Annotated in this window: 22 protein-coding genes; 12 read left to right on the top strand and 10 right to left on the bottom strand. The window is 72.4% G+C overall.

The features are described from left to right. Positions 1–2: 2 nt before the first annotated feature. Positions 3–2,096 carry an FGGY family carbohydrate kinase gene (locus Cch01nite_RS09820; protein WP_203752382.1) on the bottom strand — a complete coding sequence of 698 codons (2,094 nt, stop codon included), beginning with the start codon at positions 2,094–2,096 and terminating at the stop codon, positions 3–5. 208 nt (positions 2,097–2,304) lie between these two features. Between Cch01nite_RS09820 and Cch01nite_RS09815 the strand changes: the two genes are divergently transcribed. Then, positions 2,305–2,733, top strand: coding sequence for a DUF805 domain-containing protein (locus Cch01nite_RS09815; RefSeq protein ID WP_203752379.1), 429 nt, complete (start codon positions 2,305–2,307; stop codon positions 2,731–2,733). Between the two features lie 86 nt (positions 2,734–2,819). Here the strand turns inward: Cch01nite_RS09815 and Cch01nite_RS09810 are convergent, their stop codons facing one another. The 5 genes from Cch01nite_RS09810 to dnaK are packed head-to-tail and all read right to left on the bottom strand — an operon-like array spanning position 2,820 to position 7,942. Continuing rightward, entirely contained in the window at positions 2,820–3,992 is a 1,173-nt protein-coding gene (locus Cch01nite_RS09810; protein ID WP_203752376.1) for an aminotransferase class V-fold PLP-dependent enzyme, read from the bottom strand. 38 nt (positions 3,993–4,030) lie between these two features. Further along, positions 4,031–4,453 (bottom strand): heat shock protein transcriptional repressor HspR, encoded by a 423-nt coding sequence (locus tag Cch01nite_RS09805; protein WP_203752373.1) that lies wholly within the window; start codon positions 4,451–4,453, stop codon positions 4,031–4,033. Between the two features lie 6 nt (positions 4,454–4,459). Next, positions 4,460–5,425, bottom strand: a complete 966-nt coding sequence (locus Cch01nite_RS09800) for a DnaJ C-terminal domain-containing protein (RefSeq protein WP_203752369.1) — start codon at positions 5,423–5,425, stop codon at positions 4,460–4,462. A 31-nt stretch (positions 5,426–5,456) separates the two neighbouring features. After that, positions 5,457–6,092 carry a nucleotide exchange factor GrpE gene (gene grpE / locus Cch01nite_RS09795; protein WP_203752352.1) on the bottom strand — a complete coding sequence of 212 codons (636 nt, stop codon included), beginning with the start codon at positions 6,090–6,092 and terminating at the stop codon, positions 5,457–5,459. Beyond that, the gene (gene dnaK / locus Cch01nite_RS09790) at positions 6,089–7,942 is read right to left on the bottom strand and encodes a molecular chaperone DnaK (protein ID WP_203752332.1); all 1,854 of its coding nucleotides are present in this window, start codon (positions 7,940–7,942) and stop codon (positions 6,089–6,091) included. Before dnaK ends, grpE begins: the two co-directional genes overlap by 4 nt. Before the next feature lie 352 nt (positions 7,943–8,294). Between dnaK and Cch01nite_RS09785 the strand changes: the two genes are divergently transcribed. The 6 genes from Cch01nite_RS09785 (at position 8,295) to Cch01nite_RS09760 (ending at position 14,208) form a co-directional block, all read left to right on the top strand. Further along, a complete protein-coding gene (locus tag Cch01nite_RS09785; RefSeq protein ID WP_203752316.1) occupies positions 8,295–8,693 on the top strand; it encodes an MmcQ/YjbR family DNA-binding protein in 399 nt (132 codons plus the stop codon). A gap of 217 nt (positions 8,694–8,910) precedes the next feature. Next, complete coding sequence (locus tag Cch01nite_RS09780; RefSeq protein ID WP_203752314.1) at positions 8,911–9,627, top strand: hypothetical protein; 717 nt, start codon at positions 8,911–8,913, stop codon at positions 9,625–9,627. A 68-nt stretch (positions 9,628–9,695) separates the two neighbouring features. Then, entirely contained in the window at positions 9,696–11,747 is a 2,052-nt protein-coding gene (locus tag Cch01nite_RS09775; protein WP_203752312.1) for a sensor histidine kinase, read from the top strand. Continuing rightward, a complete protein-coding gene (locus Cch01nite_RS09770) occupies positions 11,744–12,400 on the top strand; it encodes a response regulator transcription factor (protein ID WP_203752309.1) in 657 nt (218 codons plus the stop codon). The genes Cch01nite_RS09775 and Cch01nite_RS09770 overlap by 4 nt, the downstream gene beginning before the upstream one ends. 320 nt (positions 12,401–12,720) lie before the next feature. Then, complete coding sequence (locus tag Cch01nite_RS09765; protein ID WP_275407195.1) at positions 12,721–13,410, top strand: alpha/beta fold hydrolase; 690 nt, start codon at positions 12,721–12,723, stop codon at positions 13,408–13,410. A 348-nt stretch (positions 13,411–13,758) separates the two neighbouring features. Continuing rightward, the gene (locus Cch01nite_RS09760; RefSeq protein WP_203752292.1) at positions 13,759–14,208 is read left to right on the top strand and encodes a hypothetical protein; all 450 of its coding nucleotides are present in this window, start codon (positions 13,759–13,761) and stop codon (positions 14,206–14,208) included. 96 nt (positions 14,209–14,304) lie between these two features. Here Cch01nite_RS09760 and Cch01nite_RS09755 read toward each other — a convergent pair whose 3' ends face one another. Beyond that, entirely contained in the window at positions 14,305–14,691 is a 387-nt protein-coding gene (locus tag Cch01nite_RS09755; protein WP_239070222.1) for a nuclear transport factor 2 family protein, read from the bottom strand. A 131-nt stretch (positions 14,692–14,822) separates the two neighbouring features. Then, positions 14,823–15,431 (bottom strand): TetR/AcrR family transcriptional regulator, encoded by a 609-nt coding sequence (locus Cch01nite_RS09750; RefSeq protein WP_203752289.1) that lies wholly within the window; start codon positions 15,429–15,431, stop codon positions 14,823–14,825. Positions 15,432–15,519: 88 nt separating this feature from the next. On the opposite strand from Cch01nite_RS09750, the gene Cch01nite_RS09745 reads away from it, so the two are divergent. The 4 genes from Cch01nite_RS09745 to Cch01nite_RS09730 all read left to right on the top strand — a co-directional run bounded on the left by Cch01nite_RS09745 (position 15,520) and on the right by Cch01nite_RS09730 (position 17,930). Next, the gene (locus tag Cch01nite_RS09745; RefSeq protein ID WP_239070220.1) at positions 15,520–16,284 is read left to right on the top strand and encodes a DUF998 domain-containing protein; all 765 of its coding nucleotides are present in this window, start codon (positions 15,520–15,522) and stop codon (positions 16,282–16,284) included. A gap of 114 nt (positions 16,285–16,398) precedes the next feature. Further along, positions 16,399–16,896, top strand: coding sequence for a GNAT family N-acetyltransferase (locus Cch01nite_RS09740; RefSeq protein WP_203752286.1), 498 nt, complete (start codon positions 16,399–16,401; stop codon positions 16,894–16,896). A 141-nt stretch (positions 16,897–17,037) separates the two neighbouring features. Next, on the top strand, positions 17,038–17,289 hold the full coding sequence (locus tag Cch01nite_RS09735) for a hypothetical protein (RefSeq protein ID WP_203752283.1): 252 nt from the start codon (positions 17,038–17,040) through the stop codon (positions 17,287–17,289). Positions 17,290–17,387: 98 nt separating this feature from the next. Beyond that, entirely contained in the window at positions 17,388–17,930 is a 543-nt protein-coding gene (locus Cch01nite_RS09730; RefSeq protein WP_203752280.1) for a GNAT family N-acetyltransferase, read from the top strand. Positions 17,931–17,966: 36 nt separating this feature from the next. On the opposite strand, the gene Cch01nite_RS09725 is transcribed toward Cch01nite_RS09730, so the two are convergent. Both Cch01nite_RS09725 and Cch01nite_RS09720 read right to left on the bottom strand, forming a co-directional pair. After that, positions 17,967–18,554, bottom strand: a complete 588-nt coding sequence (locus Cch01nite_RS09725) for a GNAT family N-acetyltransferase (protein WP_203752277.1) — start codon at positions 18,552–18,554, stop codon at positions 17,967–17,969. A 329-nt stretch (positions 18,555–18,883) separates the two neighbouring features. After that, positions 18,884–19,507, bottom strand: a complete 624-nt coding sequence (locus Cch01nite_RS09720; RefSeq protein ID WP_203752274.1) for a hypothetical protein — start codon at positions 19,505–19,507, stop codon at positions 18,884–18,886. Between the two features lie 163 nt (positions 19,508–19,670). Here Cch01nite_RS09720 and Cch01nite_RS09715 point away from each other — a divergent pair, with 163 nt between their 5' ends. Beyond that, positions 19,671–21,011, top strand: coding sequence for a cellulose binding domain-containing protein (locus tag Cch01nite_RS09715; RefSeq protein ID WP_203752271.1), 1,341 nt, complete (start codon positions 19,671–19,673; stop codon positions 21,009–21,011). The last annotated feature ends 41 nt before the right edge of the window (positions 21,012–21,052 follow it).

The raw sequence follows: 21,052 nt of genomic DNA, 5'->3' as shown, positions 1-21,052 counted from the left end.
CGTCAGAGGGGCAAGCCGTGGGTGGTGAGCGTCGCGAGGGCGGCGGCGAGGCCCGTCGCGGGAGACGTGAGGACGGGCGTCGCCACCGCGGCGCGGGCGGCGGCGGCCATCGTGGCCTGGGCCAGGACGACGACGTCGGCACGCGCGGCGGCCCCGACGACGGCCTCGGCGACCAGCCGGTCGGCCGTGTCGTCGTCGCCCGCGTCCCGGGCCTCGGCCGCGCCCGGCACCACGACGGCCTCCACCTGGACCTCGACCCCGGTGTCCCGGGCCGCGGCACCCACGAGACGGCTCGTCGGGCCGACCGTCGAGCCGAGCGTGGCGAGCACGACGACCCGGCCGCCGTCCCCGGCGAGCGCGACCGCCTCGGCGGCCATCGGGCGGTCGACCCGCAGCACCGGGATGCGCACGGCCGCGGCTGCCACCTCGACGGCCTCCCCGATCGACGAGCAGGTCACGAGGACCACCGACGCGCCCGCCCGCTCGAGCTCACGCAGGTGCTCGGCGACGGCGGCCCGGACCTCGTCGGTCACGCCGTCGCGGCGCACCGTTCTGAGGAGGCCCGTGTCGACCACGTGGGCGGCACCGACGTGCGGGGCGAGGTCGGCGAGCAGCGCGTCGAACGTGGGCGGGTGCATCGCGCCGGTGTGCAGGAACCCGACCGCCGGCCGCGCGCGGGCGGCGGCGACGAAGCGGGTGTACGCCGCGGCCATCGCCGGGTCGTCCCGCCGCGGCGGCGTGGCCGGGGTGCTCGGCAGCACGGGCGCCGGGCCGTCGAGCACGCCCGCGCGCTCGGCGGCCAGGAGGGCGGCGCCGGCCGCGACCGGTTCGGCGGCGTCCACGCGGCGCACGGGCGCGGGCGACACCCGGGCCTTGAGCCCCAGCCACGCCGGGTTGACGGCCATCGGGCCGCCGAGCACCGCGACGTCCTCGGGCGTGAGGCCGCCCGCGAGGGCGAGCTGGGTGTCGAGCATCCAGCGGGCCTGCAGCGCCAGGCCGAGCAGCAGCCCGTGGGTGCGTGCGGTGGCCGAGCCCACGCCGACGACCCGCACGCGGGCGTCCGGGTCGGGGTGCGGCGTCTGCCGGCCGGCGAGGTACGGCAGGACGACGACCGGTCCGGGGTCGTCGCCGAGCGCGAGGACGTCCGCCATGAGCCGGGCGGGGTCCTCGTCGGGCACCTGCGCGCGCAGCCACCACGCGATCGTGGCGCCCGCGGACGACGAGCCCGCGAGCAGTGCGGGCAGCCGTCCGCCGACCGTGCGGACCAGGCTCATGCCCGCGTCGGCGACCGGGCCGGGCGACGGGTCGTCCGCGAGGAGCGTGCAGACGGCCTCGGCCGTGCCGACGGAGTCGGCGACCTGCCCGGCGGCGCGGACACCGGCCGCCCACGTGCCGACGGCGTGGTCGTGCCCGGCGATCGTGACCGAGGTGCCCGCCCTCAGACCGGCATCCGTGAACGGTCCGGGACGGACGCCGCCGAGCAGCTCGCCGGGTGCGAGGACGTCCGGCACCTGCTCGGGACGCAGGCCGACCTCGGCGAGCAGGTCGGCGTCGAACGCCGTCGGGAGTTCGCCCGGGCTGCCGAGCCGGTACGCCATCGTGCGGCCCGCGAGCGTGTGGTCCGTGGCGAGCCGGCCGGTGAGGGCGAGGCCGACGAGGTCCGCGACCCCGGCCCAGCGGCCGCCGCGCAGGTCGTCCGGCCGGTGGGTCGCCAGCCACGCCCACGTCGCGAGCGGCACCTTCGCGCTCGCCCGGACACCGGTCGCGGCGAACAGGTCGGCACGGCCGAGCCGGTCCGCGAGCGCCGCGGCCTCGGCACCGGCGCGGTGGCCGTCCCACCGGAGCCAGTTGCCGCGCGGCTCCCCGTCCGGGTCGAGCGGGACGCCCGTCTCGGCCATCGACGCGATCCCGACGGCCTCGGGTGCCGGGCCGTGCCCGAGCGCCCGCGTGACGAGGCCGGCGAGCACGGCCGGCAGGTCCGCGGGCGACGGGGTCGGGGCCGCCGCGAGGCCGAGCACGTGGCCGTCGGCGACGTCGACGAGCGCGACCTTGACGTTCGTCGTCCCGACGTCGATCCCGAGCGCTGTCCGCTGCACCGCAGCATTGTGCCGTCGGATATCCGCCGTTCGGGTCCCGACGAGTGAATCTGACGCCTATGGAGGGGTTCGGCCTGTCCATCCCGTCCGTCCGCCGGATAGCCTCGCTCGCGCTCCACCTGCGCACGGCCCGGTGCCGTGAGCGTCCGCCGCACCCGCGTGCCGGGTGCCCCTGCCCGCCCGGCAGTCATCTTGAAAGGGGCCGACCATGGACGACCCTTACGCCTCGACGTCCTCGGCGATGCCCGCCGCAGTGATGGTCATCTTCTTCGTCTTCTACGCCGCCGCGATCGCGTTCGGCATCTACTGCTACGTCCGCGTCGCCCGCAAGGCCGGCTACTCGGGCTGGTACGCGGCGCTGTGCTTCGTGCCGATCGCCAACATCGTGGTGCTCCTGATGTTCTGCTTCAAGGAGTGGCCGATCGAGCGGGAGCTGCGTGAGCTGCGCGCCGCCGTGGGCGGCTACCCGGCGGCCGGCTACCCCGTCGCCGCGTCGTACGGGTACCGCGCCGCCCCGACCCCGCCGTGGGAGCAGCCGCAGCCCGGCACCACCGGCGACCCCCGGTTCGCGCCGGCCCCTTCGCCGTACGGGCAGGGCCCGGACGGGACGACGTCGCCGTACGGCCAGCAGCACTGACGCCGGCACTCGCACCAGCCGCGCACGACCCCCGGTGAGCCGTCACCGGGGGTCGTCGGCTGTCCGCGCCGAGGTCAGCGCCGAGGTCAGCGCCGCGGCAGCGCGGCGAGCACGCGCTCCAGGTCGTCGTCCGACGTGTAGTAGTGCGGGGACGCCCGGACCACCTCGGTGAGCCCGCGGGCGGCGAGGTCGAGCTGCGACGACGTCGACCTCGTGACGCTCACGTTGACGCCCGCCGCCCGCAGCGCGTCGCGGACGTCGGCCGCGGGCACCCCGTCGACCGTGAACGTGACGATCGCGCAGCGCTGCACGCCCTTGTCCCGGACCGTGACGCCGGGGACCTCCGCGAGCATCCCGCGCAGCCGCTCCCCCCGCTCGACCGCGCGCTCCTCGATCGCGCGGGTCCCCCACCCGAGCGCGTACTCCGCGGCCGCGCCGAGCCCGAGCAGGCCGGCGACGTTGCGTTCCCACGTCTCGAACCGGCGGGCGTCGGGCGCAGGCTCCCAGGTCGTGGCCGACGTCCACGTGGCCGCGTCGAGGCCGAGCACCGGCGGGACGAGGTGCGGCGTGATCGCGCGGGACGCGTACAGGAAGCCCGTGCCGCGCGGGGCCCGCAGGAACTTGCGTCCGGTCGCCGCGAGCAGGTCGCAGCCCAGCTCGTCGACGTCGACGTGGAGCTGGCCGACGGACTGGCACGCGTCGAGCAGGAACGGGACACCGGCGGCACGGGTCAGCCGGCCGACCGCCGCCGCGGGGTTGACCAGGCCACCGCCGGTGGCGACGTGCGTGAGGGCGACGAGTGCGACGTCGTCGTCGAGACGGGCCGCGAGGGCGTCGACGTCGACCTGGCCGTGCTCGTCGTCCTCGACGACCTCGAGCGTCGCGCCGGTGCGCTCGCACGCCTGCAGGAGCGCGATGGCGTTGCTGACGTACTCGGTGCGGGCCGTGAGGATGCGCTGCCCGGCGCGCAGCGGGATCGACGCGAACGCGACGTCCCACGCGACGGTGGCGCTCTCGACGAGGGCGATCTCGTCGGGGTGCGCACCGACCAGCCGGGCGACCGACGCGTACACGGCCGCCAGCCGGTCGGCGGCCTCGTCCTCGGCCTCGTACCCGCCGATCTCGTCCTCCCGGCGCAGGTGGGCCAGGACGGTGTCGGTGACGACCTGGGGGCGCAGCGCGCTGCCGGCGTTGTTGAGGTGGGCGACGGTGGCGGTGCCGGGGGTCTCCCGACGGGCGCGATCCAGGTCGAACGTCACTCGCCGGAGTCTAGGGACGTCACGCCTCGAGGCCCAGGTCAGCGGGGGGACGGGCGCCAGAGGACGACCGCGCCGGCTTCCGCGGCGGGGCTCGGGCGGCGGGTGGCGCGCAGGCCCCGCGGGACGGCCACGACGTCGCCGCGCGGGTCGGCGGTGAACACGCGACGGCCCGGCTCGACGAACGCGCGCAGGTACTCGACCTGCCGGCGCAGACCGTCGATCTCCTGCTCGAGCTCGAGGATGCGCTTGATGCCCGCGAGGTTCACGCCCTCGTCCTGCGAGAGCCGCTGGATCTCCCGGAGCGTGGCGATGTCCCGCAGCGAGTAGCGCCGCCCGCGCCCGCTCGTCCGGCCCGGTGACACCAGCCCGAGCCGGTCGTACTGCCGCAGGGTCTGCGGGTGCATGCCGGCGAGCTCGGCGGCCACCGAGATGACGAACAGGCGGGCGTCCTCGGACGGCACGTCAGGTCACTTCCTGGCGGCGTCGAGCAGGTCGGCCCGCACGTCCTCCCCGGACGTCGCGATGCCGAACGCCTGGACGGCCTCCCGCGCCGCGCCGCTGAGACGCTGCGGCACGACGACCTGCACGGTGACCAGCAGGTCACCCGTCGTCTTCGCCCGCGTGATGCCCTTGCCCTTGACGCGCAGGACCCGCCCGGAGGGCGTGCCCTCCGGCACCTTGACCCGCACGGTGGAGCCGTCGAGCGTGGGGACCTCGATCGTCGCGCCCAGCGCGGCCTCGTCGAACGCGACGGGGACCGTGATCCGCACGTGCTCGCCGTCGAGGGAGAACACCGGGTGCGGGGTCACGTTGACCGTGACGACGAGGTCGCCCGCCGGGGCGCCCCCGTCACCGGGCCGGCCCTTGCCGCGCAGCCGGATCTTCTGGCCGTCGCGGACGCCCGCGGGGATGCGGGCGTTGACCGTGCGCCCCTCGACGCCGAGCGACACCGTGGACCCCTCCGCGGCCTGCCGGAACGGCAGCGTGACGGTCGCGGCCAGGTCGGCACCCTGCTGCGGGCCCCGCTGGAAGCCGCCGCCGCCCTGACCGAACAGGCCGCCGAGGAGGTCCTCGAAGTTGGCCCCGCCGCCGGTCGAGTACCGCGTCCGGCTGCCCTGCTGGCCGCCGAACATCCCGCCGAACACGTCCTCGAAGCCGCCGGCACCGCCGCGGCCCCCGGCGGTGAACCGGGGACCGCCGGCCATGGCCCGCAGCTGGTCGTACTGCTGGCGCTGCTCCGTGTCGGACAGGACCGAGTAGGCCTCGCCGACCTCCTTGAACTTCGCCTCCGCCGACGCGTCACCCGGGTTGTGGTCCGGGTGCTTCTCGCGCGCCAGCTTGCGGTACGCCTTCTTGATGGTCGCCGCATCGGCGTCCTTGGGGACGCCGAGAACCGCGTAGAAGTCCTTCTCGAGCCAGTCCTGCCCGGTCACGGCGCCTCCCTCCTTCGTGTGTCGCTGATTCTCACGCCTCCGGGTCGACCACGGCGACACGGGCCGCACGGAGCACCCGGTCGGCCGTGCGGTACCCGTGCTGCAGCACCATCTGGACCGTCGGCTCGGTGACGTCCGCCGAGTGCGCGTGCATGAGCGCCTCGTGGACCGCCGGGTCGAACGTCTCGCCGGCCTCGCCGTACTGCTGGATGCCGAGCCGGGACAGCGTGGCCTGCAGCTTCTCGGCGATCGACGCGAACGGGCCGGTCAGGTCGCCGTGCTGGCGGGCCAGCTCGATGTCGTCGAGCACCGGGATGAGCGCCTCGGCGAGAGACGCGACGCCACGGTCGTGGGCCGCCACCTGGTCCGCCTTGGCACGCTTCACGTACGACGAGTACTGCTGCTCGAGGTTGTAGTACGCCGCCTGCGAGCGCTGCAGCTCCTCGAGCCGCTCGGCCGCGATCCGCTGGGCCTCGACGAGACCCTCCAGGACGACCGTCTCCTCGGCGTTCGCCGCGATCGACTCGGCGTCAGCCAGGACCTGCTCCTCCGGCGTGCGCACCTGGCCCGTCTCCGGGTCGATGCGGCGCTTGTCGACGAAGCGCGGGGCCCCCTCGTCGGGGTCGGGCTGACCCGACCCCGACGACGGCGTGTTCTCGGACGTCACTTGGCGGCCTCGTCCTCGTCGTCGACGATCTCGGCGTCGACGACGTCCTCGTCGCTCGCGCTCGCGGCCGGCTGCTCCGGCGCGGCGTCAGCGCTCTGGTTCGACGAGTAGATCGCCTCGCCGATCTTCTGGCTGACCTGCGCGAGGTGCTGCGTCTTGGCCTTCACCTCGTCGGTGTCGGTGCCCTCGAGGGCGACCTTCAGCTCGCCGACCGCGGCCTGCACGTCGGTCTTGACCTGCTCGGGCAGCTTGTCGGCGTTGTCGACGAGGAGCTTCTCGGTCGAGTAGACGAGCTGCTCGGCGGAGTTGCGGGCCTCGGCGTCCTCACGGCGCTTCTTGTCCTCGGACGCGTGCTCCTCGGCCTCCTTCACCATGCGGTCGATGTCCTCCTTGGGGAGGGCGCTGCCGCCGGTGATGGTCATCGACTGCTCCTTGTTCGTGCCGCGGTCCTTGGCGGACACGTGCACGATGCCGTTCGCGTCGATGTCGAACGTGACCTCGATCTGCGGGACGCCACGCGGCGCCGGCGCGATGCCGGTCAGCTCGAACGTGCCGAGCGGCTTGTTGTCCCGCGCGAACTCACGCTCGCCCTGGAACACCTGGATGAGGACGGACGGCTGGTTGTCCTCGGCCGTCGAGAAGATCTCCGACCGCTTGGTGGGGATGGCCGTGTTGCGCTCGATGAGCTTGGTCATCACGCCACCCTTGGTCTCGATGCCGAGGGACAGCGGGGTGACGTCGATGAGCAGGACGTCCTTGCGGTCGCCCTTCATGACACCGGCCTGCAGCGCGGCACCGACGGCCACGACCTCGTCCGGGTTCACGCCCTTGTTCGGCTCCTGGCCGCCCGTGAGCTCCTTGACGACCTCGGTGACCGCGGGCATGCGGGTCGAGCCGCCGACGAGCACCACGTGGTCGATGTCCGCGAGCTTGATGCCCGCGTCCTTGATGACCGAGTGGAACGGCGCCTTCGTCCGGTCGAGCAGGTCCTGCGTCATCTGCTGGAACTGCGCGCGCGTGAGCTTGGTGTCCAGGTGGACCGGCCCGTTCTCGCTCATGGACAGGTACTGCAGGGAGATGTTGGTGGCCGTCGCGGACGACAGCTCCTTCTTCGCCTGCTCGGCCGCCTCACGCAGACGCTGCAGGGCGATCTTGTCCTTGGACAGGTCGACGCCCGTCGTGTTCTTCACCTCGGAGACGAGGTGCTCGACGATGCGGTTGTCCCAGTCGTCGCCGCCGAGGCGGTTGTCGCCGGACGTCGCGCGGACCTCGATCGTCGAGAAGCCGTCGTCGTCCTTGCCGACCTCCAGGAGGGACACGTCGAACGTGCCGCCGCCGAGGTCGAAGACGAGGATGAGCTCGTCCTCCTTGCCCTTCTCCAGGCCGTACGCGAGCGCGGCCGCGGTGGGCTCGTTGATGATGCGCAGGACGTTGAGGCCCGCGATGGTGCCCGCGTCCTTCGTCGCCTGGCGCTCGGCGTCGTTGAAGTACGCCGGGACCGTGATGACGGCCTCGGTGACGGGTTCGCCCAGGTAGGCCTCCGCGTCACGCTTGAGCTTGGAGAGCACCCGCGCGCTGATCTCCTGCGCGGTGTACTTCTTGTCGTCGATCGCCTGCGACCAGTCCGTGCCCATGTGGCGCTTGACGGACGTGATCGTGCGGTCGACGTTCGTGACGGCCTGGCGCTTGGCGATCTCGCCGACCAGGACCTCACCCGTCTTGGAGAACGCGACCACCGACGGCGTCGTGCGCGACCCCTCGGCGTTGGCGATGACCGTGGGCTCGCCGCCCTCGAGGACCGAGACCACCGAGTTCGTGGTGCCGAGGTCGATGCCGACTGCTCGTGCCATGTGTCTGCCTTCTTTCGTGTCGTGCGTGGGTCTGAGTTGGCCCGGTGTGCGCGGGCCGCTCTTGAGTCCGCCGCGCTCAAGTTTGCGCGGGCGGTTCGCCGGGCGCAAGTTCGAGGCGGTGAAACTTGAGTCTGCTTGGCTCAACTCTTGGGTGGCTCGGGTCATTCCCGCACGGCCGGGCCCCGGGGACTGGGCGTCTGTGTGGGTTCGCACTGGACCTGTCACTCTCGCGCGAAGTTGTCATCGGCGTGGCGTTCTTCGACGTCGGCGCGGCCCCGCCAACCCCGGAGACTCTGATGTGCTGATGTGCTGACGTCCTACCCGGCGGGGAGGATGGGCGCGGGAGGTACAGATGAGCGGCGTCCCGGACGTTCCACCCGCCGTTGTGGGCCGGCTCCGGGTGATCTGCGGGGAACTGCCCGAGGCGTACGAGGAGCCGGCGTGGATCGGCCTGCGGTGGCGGATTCGCCGGCGGACGTTCCTGCACGTCTACACCACCGACGAGAGGCGGTCGGCGTACATCGATCTGGACGATCCGGCCATCCTGATGACCTTCCGGGCGCCGCCCGGGGAGTTGGCCGCGCTGGCGCATGCCGGCCCTCCGTTCTTCCGGGCCGACTGGGGTGTGAATGTCGTGGGAATGGTGCTGGACGACGAGACGGACTGGGTCGAGGTTGCCGAGCTGGTGACGGACAGCTATCGCGTGCAGGCGCCCCGCCGCCTCGCGTTCCGGCTGAAGGCAGGTGGATGAACCGCCGGCTCGTCCCAGTGGGAACTCACCGGCGTGATCGGTCGGCCACGTGCTGCACTCGCAGTCGCCGTCAGGAGAACAGCTCGCGCGTCGGGGTGCCTCGGTCGGGCCAGTGCACGCGGGACGAGCCGTGCCCAGTTGTCCCTGTCCGGCGGGACACCGGGCCCGACATCGTCAGGTCATCGGAAGAAACCACGACCTCGAGAGGATCCCGATGATGACCACCAGCGTCACCACCACCAACCCCGTCCGTTCGGACGTCCAGGACCCAGCCCCCTCCCCGCGCCGGCAGCCCTCGCGCAGCTGGGCAGTCGCCGGGATCGCCTCCGCCGTCGCCGGTCTCGCCACGATCGTGCTGTCCTCCAGCGTCGACGTGGTCTACCGCGAGCAGTTCGCCGGCTCGACGAGCGGCATCGCCTCGGCGCTGGTCGACAAGGCCCCCGCGATGTTCGCCCTCCACAGCGTGACTGTCCTCGGCGCGATCCTCATGATCGTGTTCGGCGCCGGGCTGCACCGCCGGCTCCGGGACGCCATGCCGGACAGCCTCGTGCCGCTGGTCGCCGCCGCCGGCCTCGTCGGCACCGCGGTCGTCTCGATCCTGGGCAGCGCGCTCGACACCGAGTACATGGTCCCGCTGCTGCAGGGCGGCATCGTCGACGACGCCACCGCCGCGATGTACAACCACTGGATCGGCACGGTCCCGTGGCTGTGGACCCTCACGGGTCTGGCAGGTCTCGGCCTGTTCGTCGCCTCGCGCCGCGGGGTCGTCACCCGCTGGCTCGGGCTGGTCGGGCTGATCCTGGGCGGTCTGACCGTGATCCTCGGCATCTCGCCGTTGGAGTACATGTCAGGCGTCACCGGCGCCCTGTGGCTGCTGGTCACGGGGATCGCCCTCACGTTCGGCGACCGCGTGTACCGCACCGCCTCCCGGTGACGACTTCGCCCGTCGGACACGGTGCCCGTCCGTCCCGCTCCGGGACGGACGGGCACCACAATGTCCGCGTGACGAGGCAAGCCGCGCGCTGGACACGCGCCGCCGAGGTGGCCGTGCTCGTCGCTGCCGTCGGGGCGCTCTTGGTCTGCATCGCCCTCGACCTCCGCGCCCCTGCCCAGGGACCGGGTCCAGCGCTCGCCGGAGGCCCCGGATGGCCCTACGCGGCACTTGGCCTCGCGCTCGTCGTCCTGGCCCTCGTGATCGTCGAGCACGACCCGCGGCATCGGTTCGGCCCTGCGCTGGCGGCCCTCGGCCTGTTCTGGTCGCTCGACGGAGTGGCCCAGTCCTACGTCGGGTTCGCCGTCCGGGCCGACGGCTCGCTCGCCGGCGCCGATACCGCGTTGTGGGTGCTCAACCGGCTGGGCGCCTTCCTGCCGGCCACCGTCGCCGTGCTGCTCATGATCTTCCCGACGGGGCGCTTCCTGCCGGGCCGCTGGGGTGTCGTCTGCCGGATCGCGCTCGGCGCCATGCTCGTGGCGGCGTGCGTCGTGCTGATGAGCCCGATGGGCACCGGCGACGTGCCGCTCCCTGCGGACGTCGACGCCGACGCCTGGACCCTCCCGCTCCCCCCGTCGTTCACCGCCGCGATCGCTCCTGTCGCCCTGGCCGCGCAGGCCGTCGGCTTTCTGGTCGCCATGGCGTCGGTGGTCGTGCGCTACCGGCGCAGTCGCGGAGTGGAGCGGGACCGGCTGCGCTGGCTGGCCTGGTCGGTGCTGGTGATGGCGATCCTGCTCCCCCTGACTCTCGTGTCCGAGCTCGCCGTGGTGCAGAGCATCGTGCTGCTGCTCGTCGTCCTGCTGCCCGCGGCCGCGATGACTGTGGGCATCGTCGACCCGGACCTCGTCCCCGTCGAGGACCTGCTCAGGCGTACGACGCTGTACGGCGCGCTGTCACTGGTGATCGTGGCGGTGGACCTCGCCGTGCTGGCCGCCCTCACCACGCTGCTCGGCAGCGCGCTCGACCAGCGCCAGGTCGTGCTCCTGGTGCTCGTCCTCACGGCGGTCCTCTACGGACCCCTGCGGCAGCAGCTCAGCCGGCTGGTCCGCCGCGTGATGCTCGGCCGCCGCGCCGACCCGTACGACGCGATCGCCGGCCTGGCGTCGACCCTGGAGACGACCGACGACGCCGCCGGGCAGCTCGCCGCGGTGACGCGGTCGGTGGCCGACGCGTTCGGCATCGGCTTCGTCAGCGTCGAGGTCGACCGTCCCGGTGGCGAGCACCTGGTCGCCTCGTACGGCGCCCGACCGGATCAGACCCGCACCCTCCCGATCACCTACCGTGACGCCCCCATCGGCCGCCTGGTCCTCCCCGCCCGCGGCCTGCGAACCCGGCTGTCGGGCCACGACGAGAAGCTTCTCGGCGACTTGGTCCGGCAGGCGGCCACCGCGGCCCGAGCCAGCCGGATGGCCGACGAGCTCCAGCTGGGCCGCGAACGGATGGTGCTGGCCCGCGAGGAGGAGCGCCGACGAATCCGCCGCGACCTGCACGACGGCCTGGGCCCCGCCCTCGCCGGGGTGGCCTTCCGCCTGGAGTCAGCGCGCCTGCTGCTGGATCGCGACCCCGACGCGGCCCGAGGACATCTCGAGGCGACGACGACCGACGTGCAGGAGGTCGTCGCCGACGTCCGGCGACTCGTGCACGACCTGCGGCCACCCGCCTTGGACGACCGCGGGTTGGTGGGCGCGCTGGCCCAGCTGTCGGAGTCGCAGCCGTACGAGACCGTCCTGGAGGCCGACGGGCTCAGCGCGCTGCCGGCAGCCGTCGAGGTTGCGGCCTACCGGATCGCCGCCGAGGCCCTGACCAACGCGTCCCGGCACGCCGGCGCCGGCCGCTGCGTCGTGCGGCTCACCACCGCCGACGGCCGTCTCGTCGTCGAGGTGTCCGACGACGGCCGCGGCATCGCCCCCGACCGCCAGGCCGGCGTCGGGTTGCTCTCGCTGCGGGAGCGAGCTGAAGAGCTCGGCGGCCTCAGCGAGGTCACGTGCCCACCGGAGGGCGGCACGCGGGTCCGGGCCTGGCTCCCGCTGAGTCCCCAGAACCCAGAGGAGGCGCTGTCATGAACCCGCCGATCCGGGTCGTCGTCGTCGACGACCACCAGATCGTGCGCGACGGGCTCGTCGCGCTCCTCGGGGCGCTCGACGGCATGGAGGTCGTCGGCACGGCCCGCAACGGCGTCGACGCCTTGCACGTCGTCGGCGAGGTGGTCCCCGACGTCGTGGTCATGGACATCCAGATGCCTGAGCTGGACGGCATCGAGGCGACGCGTCGGATCACCGCCCGCGAGCCCGGCGTGCGGGTGGTCGTCCTGACCATGAACGAGGACGAGGACACCGTGCTCTCAGCCGTGCGCGCCGGGGCGTCGGGCTACCTGCTCAAGGGCTCGGGTGCCGACGAGGTGCGCAACGCCGTGCGGGCGGCCCATGCGGGCGGGATGGTGTTCGGTGCGGCTCTGGCGGGGCGAGTCGCCGCGCTGTTCGTCGGCACTCCGGGCCCCGCCAAGCAGACGTCGGCCTTCCCCGGGCTCAGCGATCGCGAGCGCGAGGTGCTCGACCTGCTCGCCGTCGGGCGCACCAACGACGCGATCGCGCGCGACTTGTTCTTGTCGAACAAGACCGTGCGCAACGTGGTCTCGTCGATCTACGCCAAGCTGCACGCCGCTGGGCGGGCGGACGCGATCATCAAGGCTCGGGAGGCGGGATTCGGTCAGGGGTGAGCACGTGGACAACCGGGCGAGACGGGGGTCTCACCTAGTCGTCCCTCTGCAAGCATCCGAGAGCTGAGCGTGGCTCGTGCCACTGTCGGAGACACGCGACGAAAGAGGCAGAAGTGGAACGACCACCGCACCAGTCGCCCGAGCACACCGACAGCCAGCTCACCCTTGAGGCCCTCAGTCAGCCGTATCGGGACGGCCTCCCTGACGAGTACCCGCCCGACTGGCCGGGTGACCCGCAACCACCGCAGGTCCCTGTCGAGGACGCTGACTGGTTCCCAGCCGCTCCCGTTGAGGAGCTCGTACTGGTCGAGCCACAGTCGGTGGTACGAACTTTCGTTCTCATCCCAGGCGCCGGCGGCTCGGCATGGGTGTGGAGTCGGGTGGCTCCACTCCTGGTCGAGGCCGGCCACGAAGTGATCGCGGTCGACCTGCCCGGCGACGACGAAGCCGCCGGACTGACTCGCTACGCCGAGCTGGTGGTCGACGCGATCGGTTCACGGTCTGAGGTCGTGGTCGTCGCAGGATCGCTCGGAGGCTTCACGGCCCCGCTCGTGTGCGAGCGGGTCCCCGTCCGCGAGCTGGTGTTCGTGAGCGCGATGGTCCCCCAACCTGGCGAGACCGCACGCGACTGGTGGGCGAACACGGGCGCATCCGAGGCCCAAGGCGAAGCGGCCCGCGCCGGTGGCTACGGTCCCTTCGATGTCGCGACGTACTTCCTGCACGACGTCGACGCCGAGGTCGTGGCCGAAGGTGAGCCGTACCAGCGCTCCGAGGCCGACATCGCCTTCGAGTCGGTGTGTGACTTCACGGCGTGGCCGCCCGTCAGGATTCGTGTTCTGGCCGGCGATGACGACCGCTTCTTCCCGGTCGGCTTGCAGCGCCGGGTCGCTCGCGACCGGCTCGGGGTTGAGGCTGACACGCTCCCGGGCGGGCACCTGCTGCCGCTCGTGCAACCGCGGCTCGTGGCTGACTACCTGCTGCACGCGACCAGGCCCGGTCACGTCTCCTGAGTCCCTCGTCATGGCCCGGCCAGCGGGCACCGCAGGTCGCCGACCCGTCCGGACATCGGCATGACCGGCAGATCGGCTCACCTTCGCGCCCACCGCAGGCGTGGCGGGCGTACGCCCGAGCGGCGGCGTCGCGTTAGCGTGTCCGTTGCTGCCGCTCCGAGCTGCAGCCATCACGCAGATGGTGGGAGGTGGCGGCGCCGAGTGCCATCTCGCAGCCGGCCTTCACCGACACCACCTCCGGGCCCCATCCCGGTGCAGGGGCCTCCGGTCCTTGCACTCGGCGGCGGAGCGGGGGCCGGCAAGACGACGCTCGCTCTGGCGCTCGCCGAGAGCGTGCCCGGTGCCCGAGTGCTGCATCTGGATGCCTGGTACCACACGGACCCCGAACTGGCGCCGAGCGTGCTCCGGTTCGACGGTGACGGCCGCATCGTCGACAGGAGCTCACCGGAGTCCATCGACGGCGACCGCGTCGTGACAGCCATCCGCGAGGCGCTGCGTGCCGATCCGCCGCTCGTCGTCGTCGAGGGCATGTTCGCGTTGACGCTGTCGCACCTCGACGGGTGGGTGCGCTGGCGTGGTTACGTGGATGCGCCCGCGGACGTGCGGCTCGCTCGCAGGGCGCTTCGCAAGCTCGACGAAGGTCACGACGTCTCGGCGGTCCTGCGCGGGCACCTCGAGCGGGGGCGCGACGCGCACGAGCACTACGTCGCGCCGTCTCGCGCACGGGCGGACGTGGTCATCGACGGCTCTGAGAACAGCGCGCGCCAGGTTGCCCTGCTCCTGAGTCTCATTCGGTGACTCGCGACCACTCCTGGACGGGCACGTCCTGCATGCGGAGGTGATGAAGCTCGGGTACGGGCCGCGTACGGTGCGGCTGCTCAGGTCGGCTGGGCCTCAGTCCTCGCTGGCGAGGACCGTGAGGAGCTCGCTGATTCGTCCGTCAAGGACGGTAATGACGTCGATCCCGCGAGCGACCGGCGCGTCGGGCGGTCCGAACCTCCAGGGGAGCGCACCGGTGCTGGTGCCGACGTATCGGGGCCCGTCCTCGACGAACACGAAGGTGGCGGGGGTTCTCCCGAGCAGCGCAGCGGCTCGCTCGTCGAGGGCGGCGCGGCCCGTGACGGTCCCCTCGGGTTCGGTGAACGTGACGTCGTCGGTGTAGATGTCGTCGATCACTCGGCGGCGAGCATCCGCATCCCTGTTGTTGAAGACGCGGTGCAGATTGGCATCGAGGAGCTCAGGAACGTCAGCCATGGGACCTCCGTCGAGTCGTCCGGGCATCGTCGCACCGGCACCTCCCTCGAGGTCAACGGGCCGGGACCTCGGCTCGACGTGGGCGTCGGGCGCACGAGCCGTCAAGCCCTGTGAGCGCGCCGTCTCCTGGGGCTCGCCGCGGCGGCCGGTGCCGGATGTCAGCGACCCTGTCCCGATCTCCTCCCGCTGTCGACTGCGACGGCTCGAGCTCCGTCGTCGAGGAGCTGGAAGCCGGCGTCGATGGCGGCCCGTGGGTCGGCACTCCTGGACGCGAGAAGCGGGATCTGCAGCGCGAACCGCACGTACAAGCGGATCGAGTCAGTGGGCTCCGGAAGACCCGACTCTGTGGTGATCTGCTCGACCAGCGCGCCTTCGTGGCGCAGCCACATGCGTTCGGCGTAGTCGACCAGAGACGGGGTCTCCACCATCAGTGCGAGCACCCGCCCGTACGGCTCGGAGGCGAGCTCGGCAGTCTCGGCGAGGTAGTGGGCCCGCAGAGCGTGGGAGACGGTGGTTCCGGGCGCCCGGTCCCTGACCGCTGCGACGAGGCGCTCGTGTCGCTCGTCCTCGTCGGAGAAGGCGAGCGACTCCTTCTGCGGGAAGTGCGCGAACACCGTGGTCGGAGAGACGTCGGCCCGTTCGGCCACCTCTCGGACGCTGACGGCGTCGAAGCCACGGTCGAAGAAGAGCTCGAGAGCGGCGTCACGGATTGCTTCTCGGGTCGCGGCCTTCTTGCGCTCCCGCCGGCCCACTGCTCGCTCCTGCATGGTCGGAAGCGTACCAAAGGTGGATTGACACCAAACCTGGTATCGGTCCATTCTTGGACTCCCACCACCGACGATTCGAGGCCGGAACGTGACGCGCACCACCTCCTCCCCGCCGGCCGTCCCGCGTTCCGGTCACGCACGCCAGCGTGCCGCCGCCGGCGCCCTCCTCGTCGCGGGACCGGCCATCTTCCTGGTCGCCGAGTTCGTCTCCGCGGCCGCCTGGACAGACCCGGCCTACAGCTACACCTACGACTTCATCAGCAACCTCGGGGTCCAGGGCCCGTCGACGTTGTTCGGGCAGTTCATGGCCTCACCCCTGTACTGGCTCATGAACGCCGGCTTCTTCACCTTCGGCCTCGTCGTGCTCACCGGCGTCGCCCTGCTGCGCGGCCTGGCAGGTCGGCGCCGCTGGGCCGCCCTCGTGCCGGCCGCCCTGCTCGCGTGCGGCGGCGTCCTGCTGGCACTGTTCCCCGGCTCCGGCGAGGCGCTCTCCGACGGCACCGGCGAATTCCACAGCATGGGCGCGTTCGCGGGCTTCATCGGCGGGAACGTCCTCGCCATCGTCCTCGGACGATCTCGGGAACGTCTCGGTCTCCCGATCGCCACGGGGCGAGCGCTCGTCACGGTCGGCATCGTCGGCCTCGTCTCCATGGTGTGCTACCTCGCTCTGATCGTCCGCTCGGTCGACGGTGCGACGATCGGCGTCATGGGACTGATCGAGCGGGGCGCCACCCACCCGTTCCTCATCGCGACGTTGTGCGCAGGAGCGTCGATCGCCCGGCGTCGCGTGCACCGGCTCTCGGCGCCCCCCGATGGCGCGCGGCGGGTCGTCGTCGCGTCGCCGTCCTCCTGAGCGGAGGCCTGCCCGCCGTCCGTGCGCGTCGACAGGTGCTGCGTGGTCCGCGGCGCCATCGTCCTACCGCCAGGGGTTTTTTATGGGCGGGTCGCTCGTCTAGCGTCGCGGGGCATGGAACCCGTCGAGGTGATCACGGTCAGGCACCCGGTCGACGGCGCGCTGGTGCCCGGGTTGGTCGCGTCGCTGGACGGGCTGTGGGCGCACGACTCGCGCCGGTTCGACCCCGTGGTCGCCCGGGACTGGCCGGCGACCGACGGTGCGGGGTACGTGGAGGCGGTTGCCGGCGACCCGGACGCGGTGCTGCTCGCGCTGCGGATCGGCGGCGAGGTGCAGGGCCACCTGGTCGGACGGTTCGCCCGCGCGGACAGCTTTCGCCGCGTACCCGTCGCCGTCCTCGAGAGCATGCAGGTGTCGACGGCGCGCCGCGGCGCCGGCAGCGGCTCCGTGCTGGTCGCAGCGTTCGTCGAATGGGCGCGAGGTCGGGGCGCCCATGCGCTGTCCGTGACCGCCACAGCGGCCAACGACGGGGCCCGACGCTTCTACGCGGCCCACGGGTTCACCGAGCAGTCGGTGACCTACCGCCGCTGGCTGGTCCCGCCGCCGGGCTAGCGACGACGCCGTCGTCCAGGACGCTGGCGTCCGTCGTCCGAGGCCCGCGTGAGGATCTGGACAACCAGGTGAGACACCGGCCGGACCTCGGCTTCCGCCAGGATGGCACCCATGGACGAGGAAGCTCCGACGCTGAGACTGATGCGTGCTGACCTCGCGACCCTCGAGACCACCGACAGCGCGCAGGCGCGGGCCCTGCGGAGGGTCCTCGGTTGGGCCGAGTACGCCGAGTTCAAGGAAGGCAGCCCCTACCCCGAGGGTCGCGTTCGGAGCCTGCTGGACCTGGCGGTCCGACGGTTCACGGACGAGGCGAACGCGTGCACCGGTGCCGGCGACACCGAGGGCGCCGACGCACACCGGCGCAGCGCCGCAGCCCTCGCTCAGTACTTCTGAGCTCGTCCCACGACGGGCGCTCGGGCGCGGTACCTGCTGCCCTCCTCTCTACCTCCAGGTCGTGACCTGCCTGGACACGCGGACTCCTACGCTGTGGCATGCCCACGCGACGCGGCGACCCCCTGCTCCCCGGGACCCACGACGCCGAGGTGACCTTGTCGCAGGTCGACGAACGCACCTTGGTCGAGCTCGTCGCGCTCGCCGTCCGCGACGCGCACCCGGACGAGGTCACCCCGCCGATCGGCGACGACGGCGGGTGGTCGACCAGCCGGGTGGAATGGCTGTCAGCCTTCCACCGCGACCGCCGTGTGGGCCTGGACGGCCCGCTGGGAGAGACGACGTGGGCCGTCGTCGGTCCCGACGGCGTCGCCGGGTCGGTCCGGCTGCAGCGCACCCGGGACGCGGGCTCGCTCGAGACGGGGATCTGGCTCGCACGCGGAGTGCGAGGACGCGGTTGGGCACACCCCGCTCTACGAGCCGTCATCGACGTCGCTCGCCACTGGGGCGCGGTGGAGGTCCGGGCAGAGACCGCCGCGTCCAACGCACCCGCCCTGGCGGTCCTCTCAGGCCTGGGCTTCCGCTGTTCGCCGGCCGAGGTGAGGGGCCGGATCAGCGCGGTCCTGGCCGTCGAGCCCAGCTGACGACGTGGTCGTCTCCGGGTCGAGCGCTGGACCGGTTCAGTCGCGCGCGCTCGGTGCCACGTCGCGCACCATCACGCAGTTGCCCAGGCCCTTGGGTCGGTCGTAGACGAAGCCCTCACGCTCGTAGAGCGTGCGGGTGCCGTTGTAGAGGAAGGACGAGTTCTTCTTCCTGACCCCGCCGGTGTCGTGCGGGTAGCCCTCCACGACGCCGCCGCCGGCCCGCGCGAGCAGCTCCACGGCTCCGCGCAGGGCGACCGCGGCGAGGCCTCGACCGCGAAGGCCGCGCTCGACCTGGATGCAGGTGATCCGGTAGTCGGGCAGTCGCACGGCAGTGGCGAGGTACTCCTTGCGGTGCTGGATGCTGGGCAGCTCCTCGGGTGATCCGTACTGCGCCCAGGCGACGGCTCGGTCGCCGTCGTAGACCAGCGCCGCGTGCGCGAGCCCGTCGGCCACCAGACGTCGCTTGAGCGCCCGATTCCCCTCGGCGGTCTGGCCCTTCTCCGCGCACTCGGGATGGAACTTCGTGCACCAGCAGTCGGCGAACATCCCCGCGCTCCGCTCGAGGAGAGCGGCGAAGTCATCGAACGTCTCCTGGGTGAGTGCCTTGATCGCGAAGGCAGGCATGCGGGCAACGTACTCCGAGCCTGTCGTCGAGAGCCCGGCGGCCTGCCAGCGGGCCGCTGCTCCCGGCTCGCCGCTCACCCCTCACTCGCACGCAGACCCGTCGGCGCGTCCGGACGGCGTGCGGAGGTCGGCGAAGGATCCGACGAGCTCGGTGAGGCGTGACGGGGTCTCGATCTGGGGAAGGCCGCCGGCGTCGGGGATGACCTCCATGGATCGAGGCGTGCGCCGGCGCCTGGCGGTCGGAGTGACGACGCGTCCCGCCCGTCGCACAGGTCGACGAGCTCGCCACGAGCTGAGCGCGCAGCAGGTGGGTCAGGGCAGCAGGTGGGTCAGGGCAGCCGCCCGCTCAGGAACAGCACGCCGAGCACGACGGCCGCCACCACCAGACCGGCACCGGCGACGAGTCCGAAGGTGAGCCCGACGATCGCGGACGCCGGTCGACGTTCCACCCATCCCTGCTCGGTCGCGGGGCCGCGGATCGCTTCGTGCAGGACTCGGGCGCTGTGGACGTGCGTGCCGATCCGCCCCTCGGTGCCGTCAGGCCGCGTGCCGTAGACGTGGACGACCCGGTCGCCCGAGACGCGGCCACGAAACCCGCCCGTGGCCAGCCCCGCCCCGAAGCGGCTCACCTCGCGGTCGGTGACCGTGTCGATGATCGTGAACGTCATCGTGCGTGGGTCGCACCGCACGACCGACCACAAGCTCGTGCACGTCGTGTCGCCCCGTCCGGACATGACCAGCGGGTCCGGGTAGCCGACCGCGAAGCCCTCGTCGGCGGGCACGATCTGCACGTCGTCCGGGATGCGCCGCGCGACGGCGTCACGGAAGGCCTCGACGAGCTCGTCCTGCTCGTCGACGAGCCCGTCGCCGGGCTTGCTGGAGCCCTCGGACGAGCGGACGTCCGTGTCGGCCATGAGGTCCTCCGGGTTCGAGGCGGACAGGCTACCGGTCACGACGCAGCACGTACCGCACCGGGCCCACCTTGTTCACTCCGCTGTTGCCGGGCCGTGGATGGACGTAATCGATTCGGCCCTCTCGCGTCGCGCGATTGCCGTCGCCCGACCCGGCAAGGCGGTGCACAGTCGGTGCGACCGTCGTGCACCGGGAGGAACTGTCATGTCCAGGCAGAGGGACGTCCGTTCGTGGAGCCGTGCGCTCGCCGTGCTGCTGGCACTCGGCTGGCTCGTCGCAGCGCAGGCGCCGGCCGACGCCCTGACACCCGGCGGCGAGCCCCAGCCGGTCACCGGCAGCGCGACGTGGTTCGACAACCTCGGCTCGCCGTACGGGGGCTGCGGCCTGCCGCAGGACCAGCTCGAGACGCAGAACTGGATCGCGCTCAACGTCTTCAACACGCCGGGCGACTACGCGATGTACTCGCGGCCCCTGGCCGCCGGCGACCCCAAGATCGGCATGTGGGACAACGGCCACAACTGCGGCCGTTGGGTGCGGGTGTCGATCAGCGACTACTGCACGGGCATCAACGACGGCGCCGCCGGTCAGGCGTTCTGCCGCAACGGTGCGTGGGTCGCGGACAAGTACAACGGCGCGACGCTCGACATGCTCGTCGCCGACAGCTGCGGCGACCCCAACGCGTGGTGCCGTGACGACCCGTACCACATCGACCTCGCCCACCAGGCGATCAACCGCTTCGTGAAGAACGGTGCCGCGGTCGGCGACCTCGAGCCTGCGCACTGGGGCAACCGCAAGGTGACGTGGCAGTTCATCCCGGCACCGAGCTACTCCGGCGACATCGAGATCGGCTTCATCCAGGGCTCCGAGAAGTGGTGGGGCGGGGTCTCGATCAACCACCTGCCCAACGGCATCCACGGCGTCGAGCACTTCACCGACGGCGCGTGGGTGACGACCCCGATGAACACCGACATGGGCCAGTCCTACCTGGTCAAGCCGACCACCGCGGGCGGGACCGACTACCGGATCAGGGTCAAGGACGTCACCGGCGCGTACGTCTTCGGCGGCCGCGAGTACTCCTTCTCGCTCCCCGCGAGCTGCGGCGGCAAGTGCTCGGCGCCGCGGACGGTGGTCACGTACACGACGGCCGGGGGTGACACCTCGACGCCCACGCCGACGCCCACCCCGACACCGACGGTCACGCCGACGCCGACGCCCACCCCGACACCGACGCCCACCCCGACGCCGACCGGCGGATCGTCCGGCTGCACCGCCACGTTCCGCACGGTGAACGCGTGGGCCGGCGGCTTCCAGGGCGAGGTCACGGTCCTGGCCCGCGCCGCGACGACGTCGTGGAGCGTGAGCTGGCAGACGTCCGGCGAGCGGGTGGACCAGGTGTGGAACGGCACGCTGTCGTCGCAGAGCGGGCGCGTCGTCGTCCAGGGAGTGTCGTGGAACAGCCGGCTGGCGGCCGGCGGCTCCACGACCTTCGGCCTGCTCGGCAGCGGCACGTCGCCCACGCCCGCGCTCACGTGCACGAGCTCCTGACTCTCGCTTCGTCTGGACGAAGGACCATTCGTCGCCGACCG

Source organism: Cellulomonas chitinilytica, from assembly GCF_016862675.1.
Lineage (GTDB): Bacteria > Actinomycetota > Actinomycetes > Actinomycetales > Cellulomonadaceae > Cellulomonas > Cellulomonas chitinilytica.
This window is presented reverse-complemented; position numbering and strand designations above follow the sequence as displayed.